Origin of the sequence: Cohnella sp. CFH 77786 (assembly GCF_019400745.1) — a bacterium.
Classification (GTDB): domain Bacteria; phylum Bacillota; class Bacilli; order Paenibacillales; family Paenibacillaceae; genus Cohnella.
This window is the reverse complement of the sequence record NZ_WJIB01000006.1, coordinates 90,425-111,664: the sequence shown is the minus strand read 5'-3', so window position 1 is coordinate 111,664 and position 21,240 is coordinate 90,425. Positions and strand designations below refer to the sequence as shown.

Genomic DNA, 21,240 nt, shown 5'->3' with positions numbered 1-21,240 from the left:
ATGATGGAACGGACCTATTTGATGATCAAACCAGACGGCGTTCAGCGGGGCCTGATCGGAGAAATCGTCGGCCGATTCGAACGCAAGGGCTTGAAGCTGATCGGCGCCAAGCTCATGAACGTGACCCTGGAGACGGCGGAGCGCCATTACGCGGAACATAAGGGCAAAGATTTCTACGAGCCGCTGCTCAAATTCATCACGTCCTCCCCGGTGTTCGCCATGGTCTGGGAAGGCGATAACGCGGTGGCCCAGGCTCGCCTGCTCATCGGAAAGACGAATTCCCTCGAAGCGGATCCGGGGACGATCCGCAGCGACTTCGCCATACATACGAATTTCAACCTGATTCACGGTTCGGATTCGATCCAGAACGCCGAACGGGAAATCGCCATTTTCTTCAAGGAAGAAGAGTTGGTATCCTACGACAAAGCGATCCAGGCCTGGATCTGAACAAGGGGAACGGGAGACATGGGAGACCCGGGGACGATGCTTTCGGGAAACAGGGCGGAGGACGAGGATTTCGCGCGATTCGTCGCGAACATCAAGAAATCCACTTCCATCGATCTGTCGCAGTACAAGGAAAACCAAATGCGCAGGAGGCTGACCACGCTTCGCCTGAAGCACGGATACAGCTCATTTTCCGCTTATTACGCGGCTTTGATGGCGGACGCGAAGCTCCTGAACGAGTTTCTGGACCGGATGACGATCAACGTGTCCGAATTTTGGCGGAATCCGAACCGTTGGCAGGTGCTCCGGGAGCGTTTCCTCTTGCCGCTGGCGCAGAAGCAGCAGAGGATGCACGTATGGAGCGCGGCCTGCTCGACCGGGGAAGAGCCGTATACGCTGGCGATGCTGCTCGACTCGCTGGGCGCCCTTGAGCGCACGTCCATTCTGGCGTCCGACATCGACGATCTCGTGCTGGCGAAAGCCAAGGAAGGGCTGTATTCGGATCGCTCCCTGCGGGAAGTCCCCCCGGATTACAAGCAGCGTTACTTCCACCCGGAAGACGGAAGTTTCCGCGTCGCGGACAAGCTGAAGAAAGCCGTGAAGTTCCAGAAGCAGAACCTGCTTTTGGATCCTTTCCCGAGTGAGCAATACGATCTCATCGTTTGCCGTAACGTCATGATTTATTTCACGGAAGAAGCGAAAGCCGGCCTGTACCGCAAATTCTCCCAGGCTCTGAAGCCAAGCGGCATTCTGTTCGTGGGCAGCACGGAGCAGATTTTCAATCCGGGGCAACACGGGCTGGAGACGGCGGACACGTTTTTTTACCGGCGTTCGGACGGAGGCGTATGAGACGGCGGTTCCCCCGCGATACTAGGGATAACCATTCCAAGCGGAGGGAACCATGGATAAGCGCAAAGTGATCGCTGCGTACCGGAACGGTTTGATTTCCGTGCAGGAATGCGCGCAAATTTTGGGAATCGACAACGTCGGGCTCATCGGAATGATCCGGGAGAGCGGCGATGGGAGCCGAAGAATCGCGGCCAAGCAGTCCGTCCGATCGTGACGGGCTGTTTTCTTGTCAAACGCTTTAACGCTGTACTATAATGAACAAAACGCGTTTACGGGTTTTGGACAGGACATGGGGGAGGAACCGGAGTGAGTTTACGGTATTTGACAGCGGGGGAGACGCACGGACCGCAGCTGACGGCCATCATCGAAGGGTTGCCCAGCAATTTGGAGCTGGATTTCGAAGCTTTGAACTTCCAGCTCCAGCGGAGGCAGAAGGGCCACGGACGCGGCCGTCGTATGCAGATCGAGACCGACACCGCCCAGATCGTCGGGGGCGTTCGCCACGGCCGCACGACGGGAGCTCCGGTGGCGCTGGTCGTGGAGAACAAGGACTGGAAACATTGGACGACCGTGATGAACGTAGAGCCGATCGAGGGCGGCGACGAAGCCAAGAGACGCGTTCACCGTCCCCGCCCCGGACATGCGGACTTGAACGGCGGACTGAAATACAACCTGAAGGATCTGCGAAACGTCCTCGAGCGCTCCAGCGCCCGGGAAACGGCTGCCCGCGTGGCTGTCGGGGCGATCGCGCGGCAGTTCCTCGAGAAGTTCGGCATCAAGGTTGCGGGTCACGTCGTGTCGATTTGCGACGTCGTCGCGGAGAAGCCGGATTTGCCGATCGACGAATTGATCCGCGTCACCGAGGAATCGCCGGTACGGGTCGCGGACAAAACGGCCGAACAGCAAATGATCGAATTGATCGACCGCACCAAGGCGGAAGGCGATACGATCGGAGGCGTCGTGGAATGCATCGTGGAGGGCGCCCCGGTCGGTTTGGGCAGCCATGTCCAATGGGACCGCAAGCTGGACGGACGGATCGCCCAGGCGGTCATGTCGATCAACGCGTTCAAAGGAGTGGAGATCGGAATCGGCTTCGAAGCCGGACGGCGTCCGGGCTCGCAAGTCCACGATCCGATTCTCTACAGCGAAGAGAAAGGGTACCACAGGGCCTCGAATAACGCAGGAGGATTCGAGGGGGGCATGACGAACGGCGAGCCGATCGTCGTGCGCGGCGTCATGAAGCCGATTCCGACGTTGTACAAGCCGTTAGCCAGCGTTGATATCGACACGAAGGAGCCGTTCACCGCCCAGGTGGAACGCTCCGACGCGTGCGCGGTGCCGGCGGCCAGCGTCGTGCTTGAGCACGTGGTGGCCTGGGAAGTGGCCCGAGCGTTCCTGGAGAAGTTCGGCGGAGATTCGATGGAAGAAATCCGGGCGAACCTGGACCATTATCTCCGGCAGGTGGCGGAATACTGATGGCGGGCGCGAAGAGAGAGCTGACGGTTGAGCTCGGCGAGCGGTCGTACCCGATCCTCATCGGGACGGATCTGCTCGCCGGCGTCGGCGGTTTGTTTGCCGAACGGGGATTTCCCGTGAAATCGCCGATTTTGCTCGTGACGGACGCTTCCGTCGAGGAGCTGTACGCGCCGAAGGTCGAGCGGTCGCTGCGGGATGCCGGTTATTCGGTCAGCCGTGCGGTCGTTCCTTCCGGGGAGTCGTCCAAATCGCTTGCGGTATTCGACGATCTGATTACGGCCGCCCTCGAAGCAGGTTTGGACCGCAAGTCGACGATTATCGCGCTGGGCGGAGGGGTCGTCGGCGATTTGGCCGGATTCGCGGCCGCGAGTTACATGCGCGGCGTCCGCTTCGTGCAGATGCCGACTACGATTCTCGCCCATGACAGCAGCGTCGGGGGCAAGGTCGCCGTCAATCACCGGCTGGCCAAAAACATCATCGGCGCTTTCTACCAACCCGAATTCGTGCTATATGACTTGGATACGCTGCAGACCCTCCCTATCCGGGAAGTGAGATCGGGCATGTCGGAAGTGATCAAGCATGGGTTGATTTGGAATGCGGATTTCGTGCGGTGGTATGACGAGAACGCGGAACGGCTGCTCGCGCTGGATCCCGACGCTCTTGGGCATGCGCTTTACGAAGGCTGCAAAGTCAAAGCGGCCGTCGTCGCGAAGGACGAGCGGGAGAACGATCTCCGCGCCATCCTGAATCTGGGCCACACGATCGGTCACGCCCTGGAAGCGGTGGCCGGTTACGGAGAGCTGCTTCACGGGGAAGCCATCGCCATCGGCATGGTCGGTGCCGCGCGGTTGGCCGCCCGATTCGGCTACGATCCGGGCATCGCGAAGGAGACGGAACGGATTTTCCGCAAATTCGGGCTGCCGGTCCGGATTCCGTCCGGCATCGATCCGGACGCGGTCATGAAAGCGATGCAGCATGACAAGAAATTCACCGAAGGCCATATGGTGTTCGTCGTGCCGACTTCGATCGGCAGCGTGGAAATCCGCAAAGACGTGCCGGCCGTTTGGGTGAGGGAGATCGTGGAGCAACTGCGGGAGGAGAACGGGGAAGCATGAGCACGAGAGGAATCCGCGGCGCCATTACGGTGGATGCCAACGAAGAGAAGCAGATTTTGGACGCGACGGTCGTCTTGTTGAACGAAATCGTCGCGGCCAACCGGTTTCATCCTGAAGATATTGCTTGCGTATGGGTGACCGTCACGCAGGATTTGGACGCTACGTTTCCGGCGCGGGCCATCCGCCAAATGGCGGGCTGGGAGCTCGTGCCGCTCATGTGCTCGCTGGAAATCCCGGTCAAGGGAAGCCTGGAGCGATGCATTCGCTTGATGGTGCTCGTCAACACCGACAAATCGCAAGCCGAGATTCGCCATGTCTACCTGGGCGGAGCCCAGACGCTGCGTCCGGACTTGTCGGCGAAATAAGTTGACGCGGCGGTTTGTAATATCACTTGCATGAAGCGCAAAATAGCGGAACCTAGGTCCGCTATTTTGCGTATAGGGGCGGAAGCAAGCGGAATAGCGGGAGCTGAGTTCCGTTATTTTGTACGCTTGAGTGGAAATTGCGAGAATAACGGAACCGAGTTTCGTTACGATATGCGGAACAGAAAAGCAGCGGTTGACGATTCCAAAGCCGAATGCTATAGTTAATGCATTACGCAGCGCGGAACGGTCGGCCGGAGGGACGATCACTTACGCGAGAGGCGAGCAGAGCCAAGTCGAGTGGAGTAGAGATTCCGCATCCGGACGGTTGGATTCGTTCTGGACAGGCGGCGTTGTTCCGGATTGCCGCTACGGGCTCCGGTATGCGAACTCTATCGTAACCACGGCATCTCTGCCTCGCAGAGGTGCTTTTTTATTTGGCGATGATCGAAAAAATCGAATAACTCCCTGCGAAAGGCCCCTTAGAGGCAGAGTAAATCGAAAAGATCGAGCAGCTCCGCGCACGAGCTTGTCCGCTTGAATCGAAATTTCTTGAGGCAACGATGAAAAGGAGTGGGATCAATGGAGCAGCAGGAGCTTCAGCAAATCATCCGGCTGGCGGGTACTTACAACGTGATTCCGATCGTGCGGAGGCTGATGGCCGATACGGAAACCCCGATCCGCGTATTCCGGCAATTCAGCCGAGACCAAAGGGCGTTCCTGCTGGAAAGCGTCGAAGGCGGGGTCAAATGGGCGCGTTATTCGTTCATCGGCACGGATCCGTTTCTGGTCATGCGGCTGAAGCGAGGCGAAGTAACGTTCGACCAAGAAGGCAAAGTCGTAACGCTGAGGACCGACGATCCGCTCCAGCTCATCCGGGAGAAGCTTCGCGCGTACCGCAGTCCTGCCTTGCCGGAGCTTCCGCCCTTTACCGGGGGAGCGATCGGGTTTTTCGGCTACGATCTGCTCCGCTATTACGAGAGGAAGCTGCCGGCGCACCGCACGGACGATCTGAACATGGACGACATGCACTTCATGTTCTGCGACAAGGTCATCGTGTTCGACCATCTGAAGCAGCAGGTGCTTGTCATCGGCAATGTTCACGTCCCGGACGGCGCTTCGGACCGCGAGATCGAATCGGCATACCGGGCGGCGGTCCAAGGGATCGACGGCACGATCGCCCGTCTCCGGCAGCCGGTTCCGCAAGACATTTCCCGGGGCGCGCCGCCGCAGGATCCCGAGCTCGGAACGATCCGCTCCAACCTGACGAAGGAGCAATTCATCGCGAACGTAGAGCAGGCGAAGGAATATATCCGCGCCGGCGACATTTTCCAGGTCGTGCTGTCCCAACGGTTCCACGTCGAAACCGACGTGGATCCGCTTCAGGTGTACCGCGTTCTCCGGACGATGAATCCGTCGCCGTACATGTATTGCCTGAAGCTCGGTGACGAGATGATCGTCGGCACCTCCCCGGAAGCGCTGGTGAAGGTGAACGGCGGCAAGCTGGAAACGCGGCCGATCGCCGGGACGCGACCCCGAGGCGCGACGCCGGAAGAAGACGAGTCGCTGGAGCGGGAGCTGCTCGCGGACGAGAAGGAGCGCGCCGAGCACGTGATGCTGGTGGACCTGGGGCGCAACGATCTCGGCAGGGTTTCGGAATTCGGTTCCGTCAAATGCGACAGCTACATGCAGATCGAGCGGTATTCGCATGTCATGCACATCGTCTCGAACGTGACGGGCGTTCTCCGGAAGGACAAGGACTTCTTCGACGCCTTCCTCTCTTGCCTGCCGGCCGGAACGGTGTCCGGAGCCCCGAAGCTGAGGGCGATGGAGATCATCGCCGAACTGGAAAACGAGGCGAGGGGCGCGTACGCCGGTGCGATCGGGTATTTGGGCTTCTCGGGCAGCCTCGACACGTGCATCACGATCCGGACGATCATTTTCAAAAACGGCAAAGCTTACGTGCAGGCGGGGGCGGGCATCGTTTGGGATTCCGTCCCGGAGAAGGAGTACGAGGAAACGGTTAACAAAGCCAAAGCGATGCTCAAGGCGATCCGCGCGGCGGAGGCCGCGTTTCCCCCGCTCGCGGCGGCGGGAGAACGGCGCACGAATCTGGATTACGATTAAGAATCGGAACGGAGGAGAAGCGAGATGGATTTGACGGCAGGACGGGAAACCGCCTCGTTCGGCGTGCCGCAAGGACTGGCCGCGATTACCGGCGGCCGGGATTTAACGAGGGATGAAGCGTACGGCATCATGACCTCCATCATGCGGGGGGAAGCGACGTCCGCCCAAATCGGCGCGATTCTGATCGCGCTTCGGATGAAAGGCGAGACGGTGGACGAAATCACCGGTTTCGCGGAAGCGATGCGTTCGTTCTCCGGCCGCGTGCGCACGGAAAACGAAGACTTGCTCGACACATGCGGCACCGGCGGTTCCGGCATCCATAAATTCAATATCTCCACCGCTTCGGCGATCATCGCCGCGGCGGCGGGAGCCCGTGTGGCCAAACACGGCAACCGGGCAATGTCCGGCAAGGCCGGCAGCGCGGACGTGCTTGAGGCGCTCGGAATCAATATCCAGCTGACCGCGGAGCAAGCGGCGGAGTGCCTGTTACGCGAAAACATCTGCTTCATGTTCGCCCAGCTGTACCATCCCGCGCTGAAGCACGCGGCAGCGCCGAGGAAAGAGCTAGGCGTACGCACGGTCTTCAACTTGCTCGGACCGCTCGCGAATCCCGCGAACGCCGACCGCCAGCTGCTCGGCTTGTACGACCGCACTCGGACGTCAACCGTCGCAGCCGTGCTCGCGCGGCTTGGACTGAAGCGGGCCATGGTCGTGGGCAGCCACGACGGATTGGACGAAATCAGCCTGTCCGCCCCGACGCAAGTCTCGGAACTCATCGATGGAGACGTACGGACTTACGACATTACGCCGGAAGAGCTCGGCCTTGCCACGATGCCGCTGAACGCCGTGCAGGGAGGGGACGCGTCCGCGAACGCCGTGATCATCCGCCGAGTGCTCGGCGGGGAGAGAAGCGCTTACCGCGACGTCGTGCTGGCGAATGCAGGGGCCTGCATCTACGTCGCCGGTCGCGCCGCGACGCTGCGCGAAGGCGTTGAGCTTGCCGCCGAAACGATCGATTCCGGCAAAGCGGAGCGCAAATTGAGGCAATGGATCGCCACGACAGGAGAGTTGAGCCATGTTTCTTGACCGGATCGTCGCCACCAAGCGTCTGGAGGTAACGGAACTGCACCTTCGGTTGTCCGTCGCCGAAGCCGAGAAGCGGATCTCCGCGCTGCCGGCATGCCGGGGATTCGAGAATGCCCTCAGTCGGCGCCGCCGTCCGGTGGGCCTGATCGCGGAAGTGAAGAAGGCCAGCCCGTCGAAAGGGCTGATCCGTCCGGACTTCCATCCCGTGACGCTCGCCAAGTCCTATGAAGCGGCGGGAACGGATTGCATCTCCGTCTTGACGGACACGGACTATTTCCAAGGCAGCAACGAGTATTTGACGCAAATCCGAGAGGCCGTATCGGTACCGCTGCTCCGCAAAGATTTCACGATCGACGAGCGCCAGATTTATGAAGCCAGGCTGATCGGAGCGGACGCGATCCTGCTCATCGCCGCCATCCTGACGCCTTCGCAGCTCGCCTCGTTTCACGATCTCGCGCGGGATCTCGGACTGGACGTACTCGTCGAAGTGCATGACCGGGCCGAGCTCGAAACGGTACTGGATTTCGGCAAAGCGACTTTGATCGGCGTGAACAACCGCAATCTGAGCACGTTCGAGACGGATTTGCGGGTGACGGAGCAGCTCATCGGGCTCATGCCCGCCGGGGTCGTCGCGGTCAGCGAAAGCGCCATCTCTACCCCGGACGACATCGCCTTCGTTCGCGCGGCGGGGGCACAGGCCGTGCTGGTAGGCGAGCATTTCATGCGCCAGCCCGACCCGGGCGCGGCGGTGAACGACCTGCTGGGCCCGGTTGCGGACAGGGAAGAAGGCGTGCCGCGATGACGGAAAGCACTTCCAAACCGATGGTGAAAATATGCGGTCTTCGCCAGGAGAGCACGCTTCAAGGCATGGACGGGCTGCCCGTCGATTACGTCGGTTATGTGTTCGCGCCGAGCAAACGCCAGGTGACGGCGGAACAGGCGGCCAACCTGCGCGCGGCGGCATCTGGCGTTCGCATGCGGGAGGGCAAACCTCCGCGTTCGGTCGGCGTTTTCGTCAATCCGACGATGGAACGTTTGACGGAAGTGCTGGATGTCGTGCCGCTGGACGTCATCCAGCTCCACGGTCAGGAAACGCCGGCGTTCTGCCGCGAAGTCGCAGGCAGGTTCGGCGTCGAAGTATGGCGCGCCCTCTCCGCCGGCGATGGCGAAGACAACGATCCGGCCTTGACAGGCGCGGACCGATTGGCCGATTATGGAGGAGCCGTCTCGACGGTCTTGATCGACACGGCAGGCGGAGGAACGGGGCGAACGTTCCGTTGGGAAACGATTCCCGCCTACCTGGAACAGGCCCGGCGTCACGGCTTGCGGTTATTCGTCGCCGGAGGGCTTTCGCCGGACAACGTGACGGAACTGCTGGCCGCCTACCGGCCGGACGGCGTCGACATCTCCAGCGGGGTGGAGACCGAAGGGGTTAAAGATATCCGCAAAATCGCGGCATTCGCGGAAAGGGTGAACCGATCATGATCCAAGTGCCGGACCAGCACGGGCGTTTCGGCCCGTTCGGCGGAAAGTACGTGCCGGAAACGCTGATGAACGCGCTTATCGAACTGGAAGAAGCCTACAACCGGTATAAGGACGATCCGGATTTTGTCGCCGAGGTCCGCTATTTGCTCGCGCAATACTCGGGCCGTCCGACGCCGTTGTACTATGCAGAGAGGCTGACCCGGCATGCCGGAGGCGCCAAGATTTACCTGAAACGCGAAGACCTGAACCATACGGGCGCGCACAAAATCAACAACACGATCGGGCAAGCCGTACTGGCCAAGCGGATGGGCAAAAAGAAGGTCATCGCCGAAACGGGAGCCGGGCAGCACGGCGTCGCGTCGGCGACGGTCGCGGCCCTGATGGGGCTCGAGTGCAAGGTGTTCATGGGCGAGGAGGACACGAAGCGCCAGCAGCTGAACGTCTTCCGGATGAAGCTGCTCGGCGCCGAGGTGATCCCGGTCATGTCCGGCACCCGGACGCTGAAGGACGCCTGCAACGAGACGCTCCGGTATTGGGTCAGCAACGTGAACGATACTTACTACATTCTCGGATCGGCGACGGGACCGCACCCGTACCCGATGATGGTCCGCGACTTCCAGCGGGTCATCGGACTGGAGACGCGGGACCAGATCTTGGAGGCGGAAGGGCGTCTGCCGGACGCGGTCGTCGCGGCGGTCGGGGGCGGCAGCAACGCCATCGGCATGTTCCATCCGTTCGTCGGCGATGAGGGCGTCCGGTTAATCGGCGTCGAAGCGGCGGGACGCGGCATCGATACCGAGGAGCACGCGGCGACGATGACCAAAGGCCGGCCCGGCGTGTTCCAAGGCTCCATGAGCTACGTCCTGCAGGACGAGGGCGGCCAGGTGCTGCCGGCCCATTCGATCTCGGCCGGCCTCGATTATCCCGGCATCGGGCCCGAGCATTCGTATCTGAAGGACGTCAAACGTGCCGAATACGTGCCGATCACCGACGCCGAAGCGCTCGAAGCGCTGAAGCTGCTGTCGCGCACCGAAGGCATCATCCCGGCCCTCGAATCGGCGCATGCGGTCGCGCAAGCGCTCAAGACGGCGAAAGCGATGAAGCCGGACGAGATTCTGGTCATCAATCTATCCGGACGGGGCGACAAAGACGTCGAATCGATCATGAAATACGAAGCGGAAGGAGGCGCGCACGCATGAGTACCGTTGCCCAAACGAATGCCATCGATGCGGTTTTCGCCCGGCTTAAGGAATCGGGGGAAACGGCGCTTATCCCGTTCTTGACGATGGGCGATCCCGATTTGGAAACGTCGGTCGCGCTCGTGCAAGCCGCCGAACAGGCAGGCGCTCATATGATCGAGCTGGGCGTGCCGTATTCCGACCCGCTCGCCGACGGCCCCGTCATTCAGCGCGCATCCGAGCGGGCGCTTCGAAATCGCGTTTCGCTGCTGGACTGCATCGAGGTTGCGTCTAAAGCGCGCAGCAGAGGCGTCCGAATGCCGTTCATCCTTTTCACGTATTTCAATCCCGCCCTTCAGCTTGGTTTGGATCGGTTTTTCGGTTTGCTGAAGGAGCACGGATTCAGCGGAGTCATCATTCCGGATTTGCCGATGGAAGAGGACGGGGAAACGAGGGAGATCGCCGGGAAAGCCGGGATCCATCTCATTCCCCTCGTGGCGCCGACATCCGAAGCCAGGGTGGAGCGGATCGCCTCCCGCGCGAGCGGATTCGTCTATTGCGTATCTTCGCTCGGGGTGACGGGCGTGCGCACGTCCTTCCACGAAGGGATCGAGGAATTCCTCGCGACCGTCCGCAAGGCTGCCCGGGTTCCGATCTGCGTCGGCTTCGGCATCTCCTCCCGCGAGCAGGCGGAGAAATTCGCCGGATCCTGCGACGGGGTCATCGTCGGCAGCGCCATCGTGCGCAAAATCGAGGAAACGCTGCCGCTTTTGTCGTCCGCAGAGCAGGACCGAATGGATGAAGGGATCGCGGCGGTGCGCTCGTTTATCGCGGAGTTGAAGCCCCGCGTTCGCGGATGAGCCGACATTTTCATCTGTACATGGCTATACGGTTATGTCAAAATTATAAAGTCATGATCCATACGGAGCCGTTGCGCTCCGTTTTCCATTGATGCTACAGGAGGTCCGCCATGCAACCGAAACCGAATGTCGTCCACTTGCCGGTGTATCAGCCGGGCAAACCCGTCGAAGACGTGAAGCGGGAATTGGGACTTGCCGAAGTCATCAAGCTCGCGTCCAACGAAAATCCGTTCGGAGCCTCGCCGAAAGCGAAGGAAGCGATCGCACGCGAGGTTCAGAACATCAGCATTTATCCGGACGGGGCCGCCGTCGAGCTGACTGCGGCCGTCGCCCGCCGCTATGGGGTAAACCCGGATCAGATTATTTTCGGCGCCGGTTCGGACGAAATCATCCTCATGATCGCGCGCGCTTACCTGCGTCCGGGAGACGAAACCGTGATGGCCGCTTCGACTTTCCCGCAGTACAAGCACAACGCGGAAATCGAGAACGCCGTCATCATCGAAGTGCCGCTCAAGGAAGGCACGCACGATTTGTACGGCATGCTTGCCAAGGTCACGGACAAGACGAGAATCGTCTGGGTATGCAACCCGAACAATCCGACCGGCACGATCGTGACCAAGGACGAGCTGGAATGGTTCCTCTCCAAGGTGCCATCCTCCGTCATGGTTGTTCTCGACGAGGCTTACTGCGAATACATCGACGACCCTGCCTACCCGGATGGTCTGGAGGTTCTGAATAAATATCCGAACGTCGTCGTTCTGCGCACGTTCTCGAAGATTTACGGACTCGCGTCCCTGCGCATCGGCTACGGCATCGGCCGGGCGGACGTCATCCGCGCGATCAATCAGGTGCGGGAGCCGTTCAACACGTCGCGGTTCGGCCAGGCTGCCGCTTTGGCCGCGCTGGAGGATCAGGCTTTCGTGGAGGAATGCCGCAGAATCAACCGGGAAGGGCTGCTTACGCTGAAGGCGGCGTTCGACCGGCTCGGTTTGGACGCTTTCCCGGCTTACGGCAACTTCATCATGGTGGACGTGGGCCGTCCCGGGGCCGAAGTGTTCGACGCGATGCTCCGCAAAGGCATCATCGTCAGAGCCGGCCATAAAGGCTATCCGAATCATATTCGCATTACGGTCGGCAGCCCGGAGCAGAATCTCAAAGTGATCGCCGCGCTGGAAGCCGTTCTGCAGGAAGCCAAGGTGTAAAAGCATGCAGGATGAATTTGGCGGCTTTCCCCAAGGCGGAACGATCCGGATCGCGATTTACGGCGTCGGCCTGATCGGCGGATCGCTCGCGCTGTGCTTCAAAGGCAAGCCGGGCATCACGGTGGTCGGACACTCCGTGAACGCGGCTTCGGTGAAGAAATACGTGGACCGGGGGGTTGTCGACGAAGCGACGGTATCGATCGCGGACGCTGCCGCGGGTGCCGATTACTTGTTTCTCTGCGTGCCGGTCGGCCGACTGGAGGAATACGTGGACGAGCTGGCCCGGCTGCCGCTTAAGCCGGGCTGCATCGTGACGGACGTCGGCAGCACCAAATCTTCCGTCGTTCGCCACGCGGACAAGCTGAACCGAAGCGGCGCCGTATTCATCGGCGGCCACCCGATGGCGGGCTCGGAGCGTTCCGGCGTCGAAGCGGCCAGCTCGCATCTGTTCGAGAACGCGTATTACGTGCTCACGCCGACGATCGAGACGCCGCCGGACGCGCTGGAGCGCCTGGAAGGGCTGCTGCGCTGGACCAAGGCGCACATCGTCCGGACGGATGCCGTGCTGCACGACGACATCGTCGGGGCGATCAGCCATTTGCCCCACATGATCGCGGTCGGCCTGGTCAATCAGATCGCCGGTTACAACGAAACGAACGGGCTTTATGCCAGTCTGGCCGCAGGCGGGTTCCGGGACATTACCCGCATCGCGAGCGGAGATCCGCTCATTTGGCGTGACATCCTGTTGAACAACCGCTTTGTCCTCCTCAAGCTTCTGGATGATTGGCAGGCGGAGATGGACAAGTTCCGCCGCTTGCTCGAAACCGATGATGGGGAAGGGGTCGCGGAGGCGTTCCGGCGCGCCGGGAAATTCCGCGGTTCGCTGCCCGAACGGCGCAAAGGCATGATCACTTCGATCTACGAATGCTACGTCGACGTGCCCGACCATCCGGGCATCATCGGGAAAATCGCGACGGAGCTCGGACAGGCCCGCATCAATCTCAGCAACCTGCAAATCATCGAAAGCAGGGAAGACGTGCCCGGCGTCCTTCGGCTCTCTTTCCGCGAGGAAGCCGACCGGGACCGCGCGGTGGCGCTTCTCAAAGCGCTTGAATACGCGGTGCAGCTATAAGCAGGAGCGGGATCGGTTCACGCCGGTCCCCGTTTCCGAATAAAAATGTAAACGCTTATTGACAAAATGAAAACGGATACATATAATAAAAGTACAGTATGGTTTCTCTCCACTCCTATCCAATACTGGCACTCTGTGCAACCACCCCTAGCGGGTGGATTTTTTTTTGCTTTTCAGTCCATAAGGCGCCAAGCGGTGCTTTATGAGAAAGATTCCACTATTTTTCTCGATCTCCAGCATGTAAAATAGGGCATGATCCCCTGCAATTTGAGAAAGATTTAAGGTCCATCCCGCCGCAGTTGTGTTACAATAACAGGTGGGTTCTGTAAATATCTGGTTTCCACTGAAGCAACTGTGCGCGCGGAGCGCAACTTTTTCGTTTTTGGCCGGTATAATGGTGAGAAAGCCGGCTGCGAACGTTCACCCTGAATGGGGGGAGGGTCGCGGGGATGATGACCGATTCCCAGTTAATCCGGGAAATCAAGGACGGCAACGTCGAGATGTATTCCGTCTTGATGAGCCGGTACCAGAAGAAAATATTGGCTTTCATTTATCATATGTTGAAGAGCGCGAAGCTCGAATTGATGGCGGAGGACCTCTGTTCCGAGTCCTTCTACAAAGCCTACCGGAGCCTGCATTCGTTCCGGGAGGTCGACGCTTCCTTCTCTACGTGGCTATATACGATCGCTAGGAATACGGTGCTCAGCGAGCTGCGGAAGCAGAAGTCGGCCTACGTTTCTTTGGACGATTCCACTTACATACCGGCGGCGCCTGCCGAAGCGGGACCTGAAATGAGTCTGCTTCGCAGCGAGAAAACGCTGAAGGTCCGCGAAGCGATCAACAGCCTGCCGGAGAAGCAGCGCTCCGCGTTGATCCTCCGGGAATACGAAGGGTTGGATTACCAGGAAATCGCGAATATCCTGGATCAGACGGTCAGCTCCGTCAAATCGTTGTTGTTTCGGGCCAGAGCCAGCGTGAAGGCGCAGTTGGAATCGTACTTCAACGAACCGGCCATGATGAAGGAGTACGAGGAGATGAAACTTCGATGAATTGTGAAGAAATCTCGGAATGGTTTGGCATTTACCGCGACTTCCCGGAATTCGCCCCGGAACGGCTGGCGGTCGACAGCCATGTGGCGGGTTGCCCGGATTGCGCCGAGCAATTCCGCCTGTGGCAAGAGAGCGCGGAGCTGATCCGGGAGCTGCCTTTCGCGGAAGAAGCGGAAGAGAGCATCTGGGTCTCTGACGGCCTGAACCGGCAAGTGATGGACCGAATTTACGCCGAGCAGGCCTGGTATATGCCCGCGGTACGCAAGACGTACGCCTTCACGAACGGGTTCCGAAAGAAAGTCGCCGTCCTGATGGCCGCTTTGCTGGCCGTGTTCGGATGCGCGTTTCTGTATACGGCATGGAACCGGCTCTCGGGAGAGGAAGGCCGTCCGACGGGCGTCATGGAAACGGCCAGCGTCATGTCGTCCGGCGTCGGCGACGGGATTCAGACCGTTGACGTTCCCGTTGCGAGCCTGAGCGATCCGATCGTGCTGCACGTCTCGCCGGTGATGCCGGAATACTGGGTCGCACTTTCGCTGCTCGGCATGATCATGATGCTGCTGATCCTGAACTGGTTTTCCCGCGTTCGTTCATGACCTCTGCCCTTACGCGGATCGGATGGATCCGGCATGGCGTGACCGAATGGAACCGGCAAGGCAAGATCCAGGGCGTGACGGATATCCCCCTCAGCCTGGAGGGCACCCGGCAGGCGCGGAAGCTTGCCGACCGGTTGGAACGCGAACAGGGAGGCTGGCAGGGCATCGCGTGCAGCGATCTGGCGAGGGCTTCGAAAACGGCGGAGATCATCGCGGAGCGGCTCGGCATCCCCGTCGTCCGCGACAGCCGCTTGAGAGAACGGTCCTTCGGCGAGGCGGAAGGCACGACGCACGAGGAGCGGATCGCGCGCTGGGGACAAGACTGGCGGCGGCTCGTGCCGGATCAGGAAAGCGACGAGCGGGTAACGGCCAGGGGGCTCTCGTTCCTGGAGGAATTCGTGAAGCGGCACCCCGGAGAGGCGTGGCTCGTCGTCACGCACGGCAGTTTCCTCGCGCGGATGCTGCATGCGTTGTGCCGGGATTTGGAAGACGCTCATTTGCTTAACGTATCGCTCACCGTCATGGAGAAGCGCGGAGACGGCTGGGTTTCCCTTTTGCATAACTGCACCGCGCATTTGAACGACGATACGCCATGACGCCACCTGATCGCCAACCGAGCCGCCGCAGGCACCTGCGGCGGTTTTTTATGCGTTCCGCCGGACCGGGAAGGAGCACCGCGTTTGATGGACGGACAAGCATCGATAGGTTTAAACCGCCGGGGAGGGGCCGATACTGGAAAGTAAATCCTCCCGAAGCGGGGAATGCCGATGAATTTGGCGGATATGCTGTGCTACGCCGACATTGACCAATTGACCCGGATTGCCCAAACCTACGATTGCGATTGCGGAAGCCATTCGAAGAACGAGCTGATCCAGTCGATTTTGAGCGTCATCCATCGCCGGGAATCGCTCGAGAGACAAGTGGAGCAAATGAGCGGGGACGATTTGCGCTTCCTGAATTCCTTGCTGTTCGAAAACCGGATGGCGTACAGCTTGGAAGAGCTGAAAGCCCGTGCTCTGGGAACCGCGGCAGCCTCTCTGACCGGTCGTTCGGAACCGTCCGCCGAACCGGTCGCCGCCGCAGGGACGCCGGATCAGCCGGGAAAACGGAGCGCGGCCAAAAGCTCGCGATCCCGGAAGAAAGCCGCGGAATCGGCGCCCGAACCCGCAAGTCCGGACGAAACGGCAAGGCAGACGATCACCCGGTTCAAAAGGAACGGTTGGCTGTTCAACGGTTTTTCCCAGCAAACCCGGTATCTCTACCAGGTCCCGGACGACGTCAAGCAGAATTTGAGCGACGCGTTGGAGCGCAAATTCCGGCTTCTGCTGGAAGTGCGGGAGGAACCGCCGGTATACCGCGACGAGAGAAGCCTGATGGCCGAAGATTTGGTCGTCTTCCTCCGTTACGTGCGGGACAACGACGTCCCGCTCACGACCGACGGGGTGCTCTACAAGCGGCAGCTCGGCCAAGTGCTGGAGCTGATGGCGGTTTACGAGGAGATCCCGGGAAGGGCCGGCTGGCGGTTCGGCTACGGGAGAAAATTCCGCGACTATCCGGATAGGTTTTCCCTCCTCTACGATTATGCGTATTACGAGGGCTTGATATCGGAAAACCCGGACCGGCTGATCGCGACCGAAGAAGGGTTGAACGCGGCGGACGGGCAGACGCGGATCGACCCGGCCCGTCTCTATCGATTCTGGCTGCGGCTGTACAAAGGGCCGATCGCGAATTTGACGGCTCTCGTGCAATGGGTATCCCGGCTCGCCGACGCTTGGACGACAACCTCTTCCTTGTTCGGGATTTTAAAGCCGTTCATCCGTTCCTATTATTACGATCAAGAAAAAGACGTGATGGACCGCCGGGTATTGGCCATGATGATGCATCTTGGGCTGCTTCGGTGGGGGGAAACGGCGGCGGGCGAGGCGGTCGTCAGGATGACGCCGCAGGGAAAGGCGGTCGTCTCCGGGCTCGCGCTCCCTTTCGAAGATACGCTGAGGCTGGAAGGCAAACCGATTCGTTAGCGGGAAGGTAGGCAAACGTACATTGATCGGCATGGGGGCCATAGTACGGGGCGGCTTCAGCACAGGTGAATATGCTTTTATAGAGAAGAAGCGGCGGACTGTCAGGCTTTAGAAGGATACGGAAGGCGGAAACGGAATCCCCAATCGCCGGAATTTCGGAGGTGCAACGAATGGACAATATGAAAGTCGCCTACGAGACGATGCTGGGCTTGGCGGCCGAAATGGTCCTGGACGAAGCGCTGCGCAAATACCGGACAGAATATATCTACAAAGCCATTGACGAAGCGCTCGCCCAGGGGGACGCAAGCAAGTTCAAGCAATTGACCGACGAGCTCAAATCGTTCGGTGCTTGACCGATGGAACGAACGCGTTCCGGATATCGGTGACAGCGGCATCGCCGTCCGTTCAAGCGGACGGCTCTTTTGTTTTTACCGGGGGCTCCCCCAAAAGTAATCGGAATACGCTACAGAGCTTTGCGTCACTTTTGGGGGAACTTTTTACCGGGGGCTCCCCCTGACTCTATCCCCAAAAAGTGAAGATAAGCTCCGATGCGTATGCCGAATACTTTTTGGGGACCCCGCGAAGAAGCTGCGTCACTTTTGGGGGATTCTTTTCCTTTTCATGGCCGTTGAATTGAAGTAGGATGGAGGAGGATAAAACGATAATCGGGCACGAAAGGAAAAGGGACTGTCATGAAATTCAGCGAATTGGACGAAGCGGGATGGCCGAATCTGCAACCGTACCTCGACACTTGCCTGCTTCCCGTCTCGGGGCTGACGGGGAGCGAAGCCCCGCATGAGATGGCCGACCGAGCGGCGGACGCCGGCGCTTGGCTCGCCCCGCTGGAGCAAGCGTTCAGAGGCCGGACCGTGACGCTTCCGGCGCTTCATTATTACGACGGAGGCGCGGAAGCAGCAGAGAAGCTGAATGCGCTGTGCCGTTCTTTCCGAGCGGCCGGGTTCCGCCATGTCGTCCTGGTCGGGGGCCGGCCCGGTCTGATCGGCGAGGACGCCGGAGCCGATCTGGTCTTGGAGCCGCAGGCGGAAGGCGGCGTTCCCGATCCGGATGCGGTACGTCAGGCGTTGGTCGAGCTGTGGCGGAACGCGGACAAGGCCCGGATGACGGCCGATCCGGCCGGACGAGCTTGACCGCGAATAGGTAAGGCGGGTTAGGGAGAACAATAGGCAGAACGGGCCCGGTCAAATGTGACAATTTGTGAACATTTTAGCTTCCGCCTTCGCGGCAAGCGAGGAAACGGGACTTGCCCATTCTTGACGCTCCCAAGGGCGTGGGCTATTATAGTTATGTCCTTGTAAACAGAGGGAAAAGTCCGTGTGGGACGCGAGTTTGGTTGGCGAAGGGGGTTGAAGAATGGGACACAACGAGCAGCAAGAAACCGTGCACAAGCCGGTCAAGCGCAAAGAGATGACGCGCCGTCAATTTTTATCGTACACCCTCGGGGGAGCCGGTGCCTTCATGGCCGGCGGAGCCATCCTGCCGATGATCCGCTTTGCCGTCGATCCTCTTTTGCAGCCGAAACAAACGGGAAGCTTCGTGAAAGTCATCGAAGAAAGCAAAGTGACGAGCGAACCGCAGCAGGTCGACTTCAAAGTCCATCAGGTTGACGGCTGGTACGAGAGCGATCCGAAAATGCAGGCTTGGATTGCCAAAGACGACAACAACAGGGTTTTCGCCTTGTCTCCGGTCTGCAAGCACTTGGGCTGCACGATCGGCAAATTCGGCAAGGAAATTCCGAATCACTATCTCTGCCCCTGCCACGGCGCGGAGTACGACAAATTCGGCAAAAACCTGAAGGTCGCGCCGAAACCGCTCGACGAATACGAAGTCAAGGTCGAGAACGGCTGGGTATATCTCGGACCGCTTGGAGCGAACCAGCACGTGAAGTAGAAGGAGGGCGTTTCGTCTCATGTTAAAAAACATGTATAACTGGATCGACGAGCGTCTGGACATTACGCCAATGTGGAGGGATATCGCCGACCATGAAGTGCCCGAGCACGTCAACCCGGCGCACCATTTCTCCGCGTTCGTATATTGTTTCGGCGGGTTGACGTTCTTCATCACCGTCATCCAGATTTTGTCGGGGATGTTCTTGACGATGTACTATGTTCCCGACATCATTAACGCTTACTACAGCGTAGACTACCTGCAGCACCAGGTCGCGTTCGGCGCGATCGTCCGCGGGATGCACCACTGGGGCGCGAGCCTCGTCATCGTGATGATGTTCCTACATACCCTGCGGGTTTTCTTCACCGGCTCGTACAAAGCGCCGCGCGAAATGAACTGGGTAGTCGGAATGCTGATTTTCTTCGTGATGCTCGGTCTCGGCTTTACGGGATACTTGCTTCCGTGGGACAACAAAGCTTATTTTGCCACGAAGGTCGGTCTTGAAATTGCCGGCTCCGTGCCTTATCTGGGCGAATACATCAAGATGCTCATGAACGGCGGAACGATCGTCGGAGCGCAGACGCTGACCCGGTTCTTCGCGATCCACGTGTTCTTCCTGCCGGGCGCGCTGCTGACGCTGCTCGCCGCCCACTTCTTCATGATTCGCAAGCAGGGCATTTCGGGGCCGCTTTAAGAGAGAGGAGTGGCAAATTCCACCGATGGCACATAAACACGATCCGAATGAAAAGATCGTCTTCGTCGGCGATTCGCGCATTCGCAAACGCGAGCGCACGCCGACCGCTCCGCCGGACTATACGGCGTACCCGGGCAAATCCGAGGCGTTTATCCCGAACTTCCTGCTCAAGGAATGGATGGTCGGCGTCGTCGTATTGGTCGGATTCCTGGTTCTCGTCATGTCCGAACCGGCACCGCTGGGTTATCCGGCGGATCCGCTGAACAGCTCGTTCATTCCGATGCCGGACTGGTACTTCCTGTTCCTGTACCAGCTGCTGAAATACCCGTACACTTCCGGATCTTACGTCGCTTTCGGCGTCGTCTGCATGTCCGGGCTCCCGTTTATCGCGCTCTTCCTGGCACCGTTCCTGGACACGGGCAAAGAACGTCGTTTCTACCGCCGTCCGATCGCGTCTTCCTTGATGCTTTTGTCCCTCGTTGCCGCGAGCTACTTAACGTGGTTCTCCTGGCACCATTACCAGCACGAGCTCGAGGTGACCGGCACGATTCCCGAGCATATCGAACGGGAGATCAAAGCGCGCGAAGCGGTGGAGAAGGGTCTGCCCCGTCCGGTTCCGGGCAAGGAGAAAATCCCGGCCATGGTGGCCGCGGACGATCCCGCGTTCAAGACGATGCAGGAAGCGCAATGCATCGCCTGCCACGGCGGCGAGCTCGAAGGAGGCGCCGGGCCCGCGCTTCGCGGCGTCGGCGACCTGATGAACAAAGAGCAGATCGTCGAAACGATCACGAACGGCAGAGCGAACGGCGCGATGCCGGCATTCAAGGATCAGCTCTCGGCCGAGCAGATCGATCAAATCGCGACTTGGCTCGAGAAGCAGAAGGCAGGCTCGTAAGATTACGTTTCTCCGATAGCGGCACTCCGGTGCCGCTATTAAACTTTTTCCCCAAAAAGTGGCATGCCTCGAACAGGCGGCCCCGATGAAGAACATGAGGGAGAGACGAAGATGGGACTGAGATTCCTCTGGTCCCGGGCGCTGCTCATGCATCCGTCCCTGCTGTGGCCGATGATGATCATCTATATCCCGGGAACGGTTTACGGCTATTATTGGTACAAAGACCAGTTGAACTCGACTTGGAACAACCACCCGCACTGGCAAATCGTGTTCGTGCCCGACAGCCCGACCGCATCCTTATGGTTCGCGCTGGCGGTGCTGTGGCTCTGGATATCGCCGGAGCCGACGCGACACGGCTGGATTCGAGGCATCCGGGGCGTGCTGGAAGCGCTCGGCGTCGTTACGTCCGTCAAATACGGCGTTTGGGCGACCGCCATCATCCTGGCCGGATATGCGCAAGGCACGCCGCTCGACGGGGCATCCTGGATGCTGATGATCGGCCATACGGCGATGGCGGTTTGCGCCTTGCTGTACGCCCGTTTTTTCCGGTTCGGTGCGGTTGCGCTGCTCGTCGCGGCCGCATGGACGTTCCTGAACGATACGGTCGATTACGCATTCGGCGTGTTTCCGTATTTGCCGGATACGCTTGACGACGATATCGCCGCCGTGTGCGTGTTCACCGTGGCGCTAACGGCGTTCAGCGTCGCCGCCGCAGGGGCCGCCCGCTATCTGTCCGCGGAGGGTCGGACCGGCTGACGTTCGAG

The 21,240-nt window shown here is 59.8% G+C and carries 24 protein-coding genes; all 24 read left to right on the top strand.

The window, feature by feature from the left end; genetic code table 11:
* Nucleotides 1-3: 3 nt before the first annotated feature.
* The 24 genes from ndk (at nucleotide 4) to GE107_RS11200 (ending at nucleotide 21,232) form a co-directional block, all read left to right on the top strand.
* Nucleotides 4-447 carry a nucleoside-diphosphate kinase gene (gene ndk, locus GE107_RS11315; protein ID WP_219640222.1) on the top strand — a complete coding sequence of 148 codons (444 nt, stop codon included), beginning with the start codon at nucleotides 4-6 and terminating at the stop codon, nucleotides 445-447.
* An 18-nt stretch (nucleotides 448-465) separates the two neighbouring features.
* Nucleotides 466-1,293, top strand: a complete 828-nt coding sequence (locus GE107_RS11310; protein ID WP_304516963.1) for a CheR family methyltransferase — start codon at nucleotides 466-468, stop codon at nucleotides 1,291-1,293.
* A gap of 52 nt (nucleotides 1,294-1,345) precedes the next feature.
* Nucleotides 1,346-1,507 (top strand): hypothetical protein, encoded by a 162-nt coding sequence (locus tag GE107_RS11305; RefSeq protein ID WP_219639982.1) that lies wholly within the window; start codon nucleotides 1,346-1,348, stop codon nucleotides 1,505-1,507.
* Nucleotides 1,508-1,599: 92 nt separating this feature from the next.
* Nucleotides 1,600-2,769, top strand: coding sequence for a chorismate synthase (gene aroC, locus GE107_RS11300; protein WP_219639981.1), 1,170 nt, complete (start codon nucleotides 1,600-1,602; stop codon nucleotides 2,767-2,769).
* Nucleotides 2,769-3,884: a 3-dehydroquinate synthase gene (gene aroB / locus GE107_RS11295; RefSeq protein ID WP_219639978.1), complete on the top strand. Its 1,116-nt coding sequence runs from the start codon at nucleotides 2,769-2,771 to the stop codon at nucleotides 3,882-3,884. Before aroC ends, aroB begins: the two co-directional genes overlap by 1 nt.
* A complete protein-coding gene (aroH, locus tag GE107_RS11290; RefSeq protein WP_219639976.1) occupies nucleotides 3,881-4,249 on the top strand; it encodes a chorismate mutase in 369 nt (122 codons plus the stop codon). Before aroB ends, aroH begins: the two co-directional genes overlap by 4 nt.
* A 579-nt stretch (nucleotides 4,250-4,828) precedes the next feature.
* Nucleotides 4,829-6,373: an anthranilate synthase component I gene (gene trpE / locus GE107_RS11285; RefSeq protein ID WP_219639975.1), complete on the top strand. Its 1,545-nt coding sequence runs from the start codon at nucleotides 4,829-4,831 to the stop codon at nucleotides 6,371-6,373.
* Between the two features lie 24 nt (nucleotides 6,374-6,397).
* Nucleotides 6,398-7,459 carry an anthranilate phosphoribosyltransferase gene (gene trpD / locus GE107_RS11280; protein ID WP_219639973.1) on the top strand — a complete coding sequence of 354 codons (1,062 nt, stop codon included), beginning with the start codon at nucleotides 6,398-6,400 and terminating at the stop codon, nucleotides 7,457-7,459.
* Complete coding sequence (trpC, locus tag GE107_RS11275; protein ID WP_219639972.1) at nucleotides 7,449-8,261, top strand: indole-3-glycerol phosphate synthase TrpC; 813 nt, start codon at nucleotides 7,449-7,451, stop codon at nucleotides 8,259-8,261. The genes trpD and trpC overlap by 11 nt, the downstream gene beginning before the upstream one ends.
* Entirely contained in the window at nucleotides 8,258-8,944 is a 687-nt protein-coding gene (locus GE107_RS11270; RefSeq protein ID WP_219639971.1) for a phosphoribosylanthranilate isomerase, read from the top strand. Before trpC ends, GE107_RS11270 begins: the two co-directional genes overlap by 4 nt.
* Nucleotides 8,941-10,143: a tryptophan synthase subunit beta gene (gene trpB / locus GE107_RS11265; protein WP_219639969.1), complete on the top strand. Its 1,203-nt coding sequence runs from the start codon at nucleotides 8,941-8,943 to the stop codon at nucleotides 10,141-10,143. Before GE107_RS11270 ends, trpB begins: the two co-directional genes overlap by 4 nt.
* A complete protein-coding gene (trpA, locus tag GE107_RS11260) occupies nucleotides 10,140-10,982 on the top strand; it encodes a tryptophan synthase subunit alpha (protein WP_219639968.1) in 843 nt (280 codons plus the stop codon). The genes trpB and trpA overlap by 4 nt, the downstream gene beginning before the upstream one ends.
* A 110-nt stretch (nucleotides 10,983-11,092) precedes the next feature.
* A complete protein-coding gene (hisC, locus tag GE107_RS11255; RefSeq protein WP_219639966.1) occupies nucleotides 11,093-12,184 on the top strand; it encodes a histidinol-phosphate transaminase in 1,092 nt (363 codons plus the stop codon).
* A 4-nt stretch (nucleotides 12,185-12,188) separates the two neighbouring features.
* A complete protein-coding gene (locus tag GE107_RS11250) occupies nucleotides 12,189-13,316 on the top strand; it encodes a prephenate dehydrogenase (RefSeq protein ID WP_219639964.1) in 1,128 nt (375 codons plus the stop codon).
* Nucleotides 13,317-13,768: 452 nt separating this feature from the next.
* Complete coding sequence (locus GE107_RS11245; RefSeq protein ID WP_219640220.1) at nucleotides 13,769-14,365, top strand: RNA polymerase sigma factor; 597 nt, start codon at nucleotides 13,769-13,771, stop codon at nucleotides 14,363-14,365.
* Complete coding sequence (locus GE107_RS11240; protein ID WP_219639962.1) at nucleotides 14,362-14,961, top strand: anti-sigma factor family protein; 600 nt, start codon at nucleotides 14,362-14,364, stop codon at nucleotides 14,959-14,961. Before GE107_RS11245 ends, GE107_RS11240 begins: the two co-directional genes overlap by 4 nt.
* Nucleotides 14,958-15,557 carry a histidine phosphatase family protein gene (locus GE107_RS11235; protein ID WP_219639960.1) on the top strand — a complete coding sequence of 200 codons (600 nt, stop codon included), beginning with the start codon at nucleotides 14,958-14,960 and terminating at the stop codon, nucleotides 15,555-15,557. The genes GE107_RS11240 and GE107_RS11235 overlap by 4 nt, the downstream gene beginning before the upstream one ends.
* 171 nt (nucleotides 15,558-15,728) lie before the next feature.
* Nucleotides 15,729-16,982: a hypothetical protein gene (locus tag GE107_RS11230; RefSeq protein WP_219639958.1), complete on the top strand. Its 1,254-nt coding sequence runs from the start codon at nucleotides 15,729-15,731 to the stop codon at nucleotides 16,980-16,982.
* A gap of 170 nt (nucleotides 16,983-17,152) precedes the next feature.
* On the top strand, nucleotides 17,153-17,335 hold the full coding sequence (locus GE107_RS11225) for an IDEAL domain-containing protein (RefSeq protein WP_219639957.1): 183 nt from the start codon (nucleotides 17,153-17,155) through the stop codon (nucleotides 17,333-17,335).
* Nucleotides 17,336-17,674: 339 nt separating this feature from the next.
* Nucleotides 17,675-18,130, top strand: coding sequence for a DUF2487 family protein (locus tag GE107_RS11220; protein ID WP_219639955.1), 456 nt, complete (start codon nucleotides 17,675-17,677; stop codon nucleotides 18,128-18,130).
* Nucleotides 18,131-18,353: 223 nt separating this feature from the next.
* A complete protein-coding gene (locus GE107_RS11215) occupies nucleotides 18,354-18,890 on the top strand; it encodes a QcrA and Rieske domain-containing protein (RefSeq protein WP_219639953.1) in 537 nt (178 codons plus the stop codon).
* Nucleotides 18,891-18,909: 19 nt separating this feature from the next.
* Complete coding sequence (qcrB, locus tag GE107_RS11210; RefSeq protein WP_219639951.1) at nucleotides 18,910-19,581, top strand: menaquinol-cytochrome c reductase cytochrome b subunit; 672 nt, start codon at nucleotides 18,910-18,912, stop codon at nucleotides 19,579-19,581.
* Between the two features lie 25 nt (nucleotides 19,582-19,606).
* Nucleotides 19,607-20,476, top strand: coding sequence for a c-type cytochrome (locus GE107_RS11205; protein ID WP_219639949.1), 870 nt, complete (start codon nucleotides 19,607-19,609; stop codon nucleotides 20,474-20,476).
* Nucleotides 20,477-20,587: 111 nt separating this feature from the next.
* Nucleotides 20,588-21,232 carry a DUF1405 domain-containing protein gene (locus tag GE107_RS11200; RefSeq protein ID WP_219639947.1) on the top strand — a complete coding sequence of 215 codons (645 nt, stop codon included), beginning with the start codon at nucleotides 20,588-20,590 and terminating at the stop codon, nucleotides 21,230-21,232.
* Nucleotides 21,233-21,240: the final 8 nt, after the last annotated feature.

What these genes read in the sequence shown, in the direction of transcription:
- aroH (WP_219639976.1), top strand. Translation starts at nt 3,881, where the DNA reads ATGAGCACGAGAGGAATCCGCGGCGCCATTACGGTGGATGCCAACGAA.
- trpE (WP_219639975.1), top strand. Translation starts at nt 4,829, where the DNA reads ATGGAGCAGCAGGAGCTTCAGCAAATCATCCGGCTGGCGGGTACTTAC.
- GE107_RS11310 (WP_304516963.1), top strand. Translation starts at nt 466, where the DNA reads ATGGGAGACCCGGGGACGATGCTTTCGGGAAACAGGGCGGAGGACGAG.
- GE107_RS11245 (WP_219640220.1), top strand. Translation starts at nt 13,769, where the DNA reads ATGACCGATTCCCAGTTAATCCGGGAAATCAAGGACGGCAACGTCGAG.
- trpC (WP_219639972.1), top strand. Translation starts at nt 7,449, where the DNA reads ATGTTTCTTGACCGGATCGTCGCCACCAAGCGTCTGGAGGTAACGGAA.
- GE107_RS11200 (WP_219639947.1), top strand. Translation starts at nt 20,588, where the DNA reads ATGGGACTGAGATTCCTCTGGTCCCGGGCGCTGCTCATGCATCCGTCC.
- hisC (WP_219639966.1), top strand. Translation starts at nt 11,093, where the DNA reads ATGCAACCGAAACCGAATGTCGTCCACTTGCCGGTGTATCAGCCGGGC.
- trpB (WP_219639969.1), top strand. Translation starts at nt 8,941, where the DNA reads ATGATCCAAGTGCCGGACCAGCACGGGCGTTTCGGCCCGTTCGGCGGA.
- GE107_RS11270 (WP_219639971.1), top strand. Translation starts at nt 8,258, where the DNA reads ATGACGGAAAGCACTTCCAAACCGATGGTGAAAATATGCGGTCTTCGC.
- GE107_RS11250 (WP_219639964.1), top strand. Translation starts at nt 12,189, where the DNA reads ATGCAGGATGAATTTGGCGGCTTTCCCCAAGGCGGAACGATCCGGATC.
- qcrB (WP_219639951.1), top strand. Translation starts at nt 18,910, where the DNA reads ATGTTAAAAAACATGTATAACTGGATCGACGAGCGTCTGGACATTACG.
- aroB (WP_219639978.1), top strand. Translation starts at nt 2,769, where the DNA reads ATGGCGGGCGCGAAGAGAGAGCTGACGGTTGAGCTCGGCGAGCGGTCG.
- GE107_RS11215 (WP_219639953.1), top strand. Translation starts at nt 18,354, where the DNA reads ATGGGACACAACGAGCAGCAAGAAACCGTGCACAAGCCGGTCAAGCGC.
- GE107_RS11240 (WP_219639962.1), top strand. Translation starts at nt 14,362, where the DNA reads ATGAATTGTGAAGAAATCTCGGAATGGTTTGGCATTTACCGCGACTTC.
- GE107_RS11235 (WP_219639960.1), top strand. Translation starts at nt 14,958, where the DNA reads ATGACCTCTGCCCTTACGCGGATCGGATGGATCCGGCATGGCGTGACC.
- GE107_RS11225 (WP_219639957.1), top strand. Translation starts at nt 17,153, where the DNA reads ATGGACAATATGAAAGTCGCCTACGAGACGATGCTGGGCTTGGCGGCC.
- GE107_RS11220 (WP_219639955.1), top strand. Translation starts at nt 17,675, where the DNA reads ATGAAATTCAGCGAATTGGACGAAGCGGGATGGCCGAATCTGCAACCG.
- GE107_RS11305 (WP_219639982.1), top strand. Translation starts at nt 1,346, where the DNA reads ATGGATAAGCGCAAAGTGATCGCTGCGTACCGGAACGGTTTGATTTCC.
- trpD (WP_219639973.1), top strand. Translation starts at nt 6,398, where the DNA reads ATGGATTTGACGGCAGGACGGGAAACCGCCTCGTTCGGCGTGCCGCAA.
- GE107_RS11230 (WP_219639958.1), top strand. Translation starts at nt 15,729, where the DNA reads ATGAATTTGGCGGATATGCTGTGCTACGCCGACATTGACCAATTGACC.
- GE107_RS11205 (WP_219639949.1), top strand. Translation starts at nt 19,607, where the DNA reads ATGGCACATAAACACGATCCGAATGAAAAGATCGTCTTCGTCGGCGAT.
- ndk (WP_219640222.1), top strand. Translation starts at nt 4, where the DNA reads ATGGAACGGACCTATTTGATGATCAAACCAGACGGCGTTCAGCGGGGC.
- trpA (WP_219639968.1), top strand. Translation starts at nt 10,140, where the DNA reads ATGAGTACCGTTGCCCAAACGAATGCCATCGATGCGGTTTTCGCCCGG.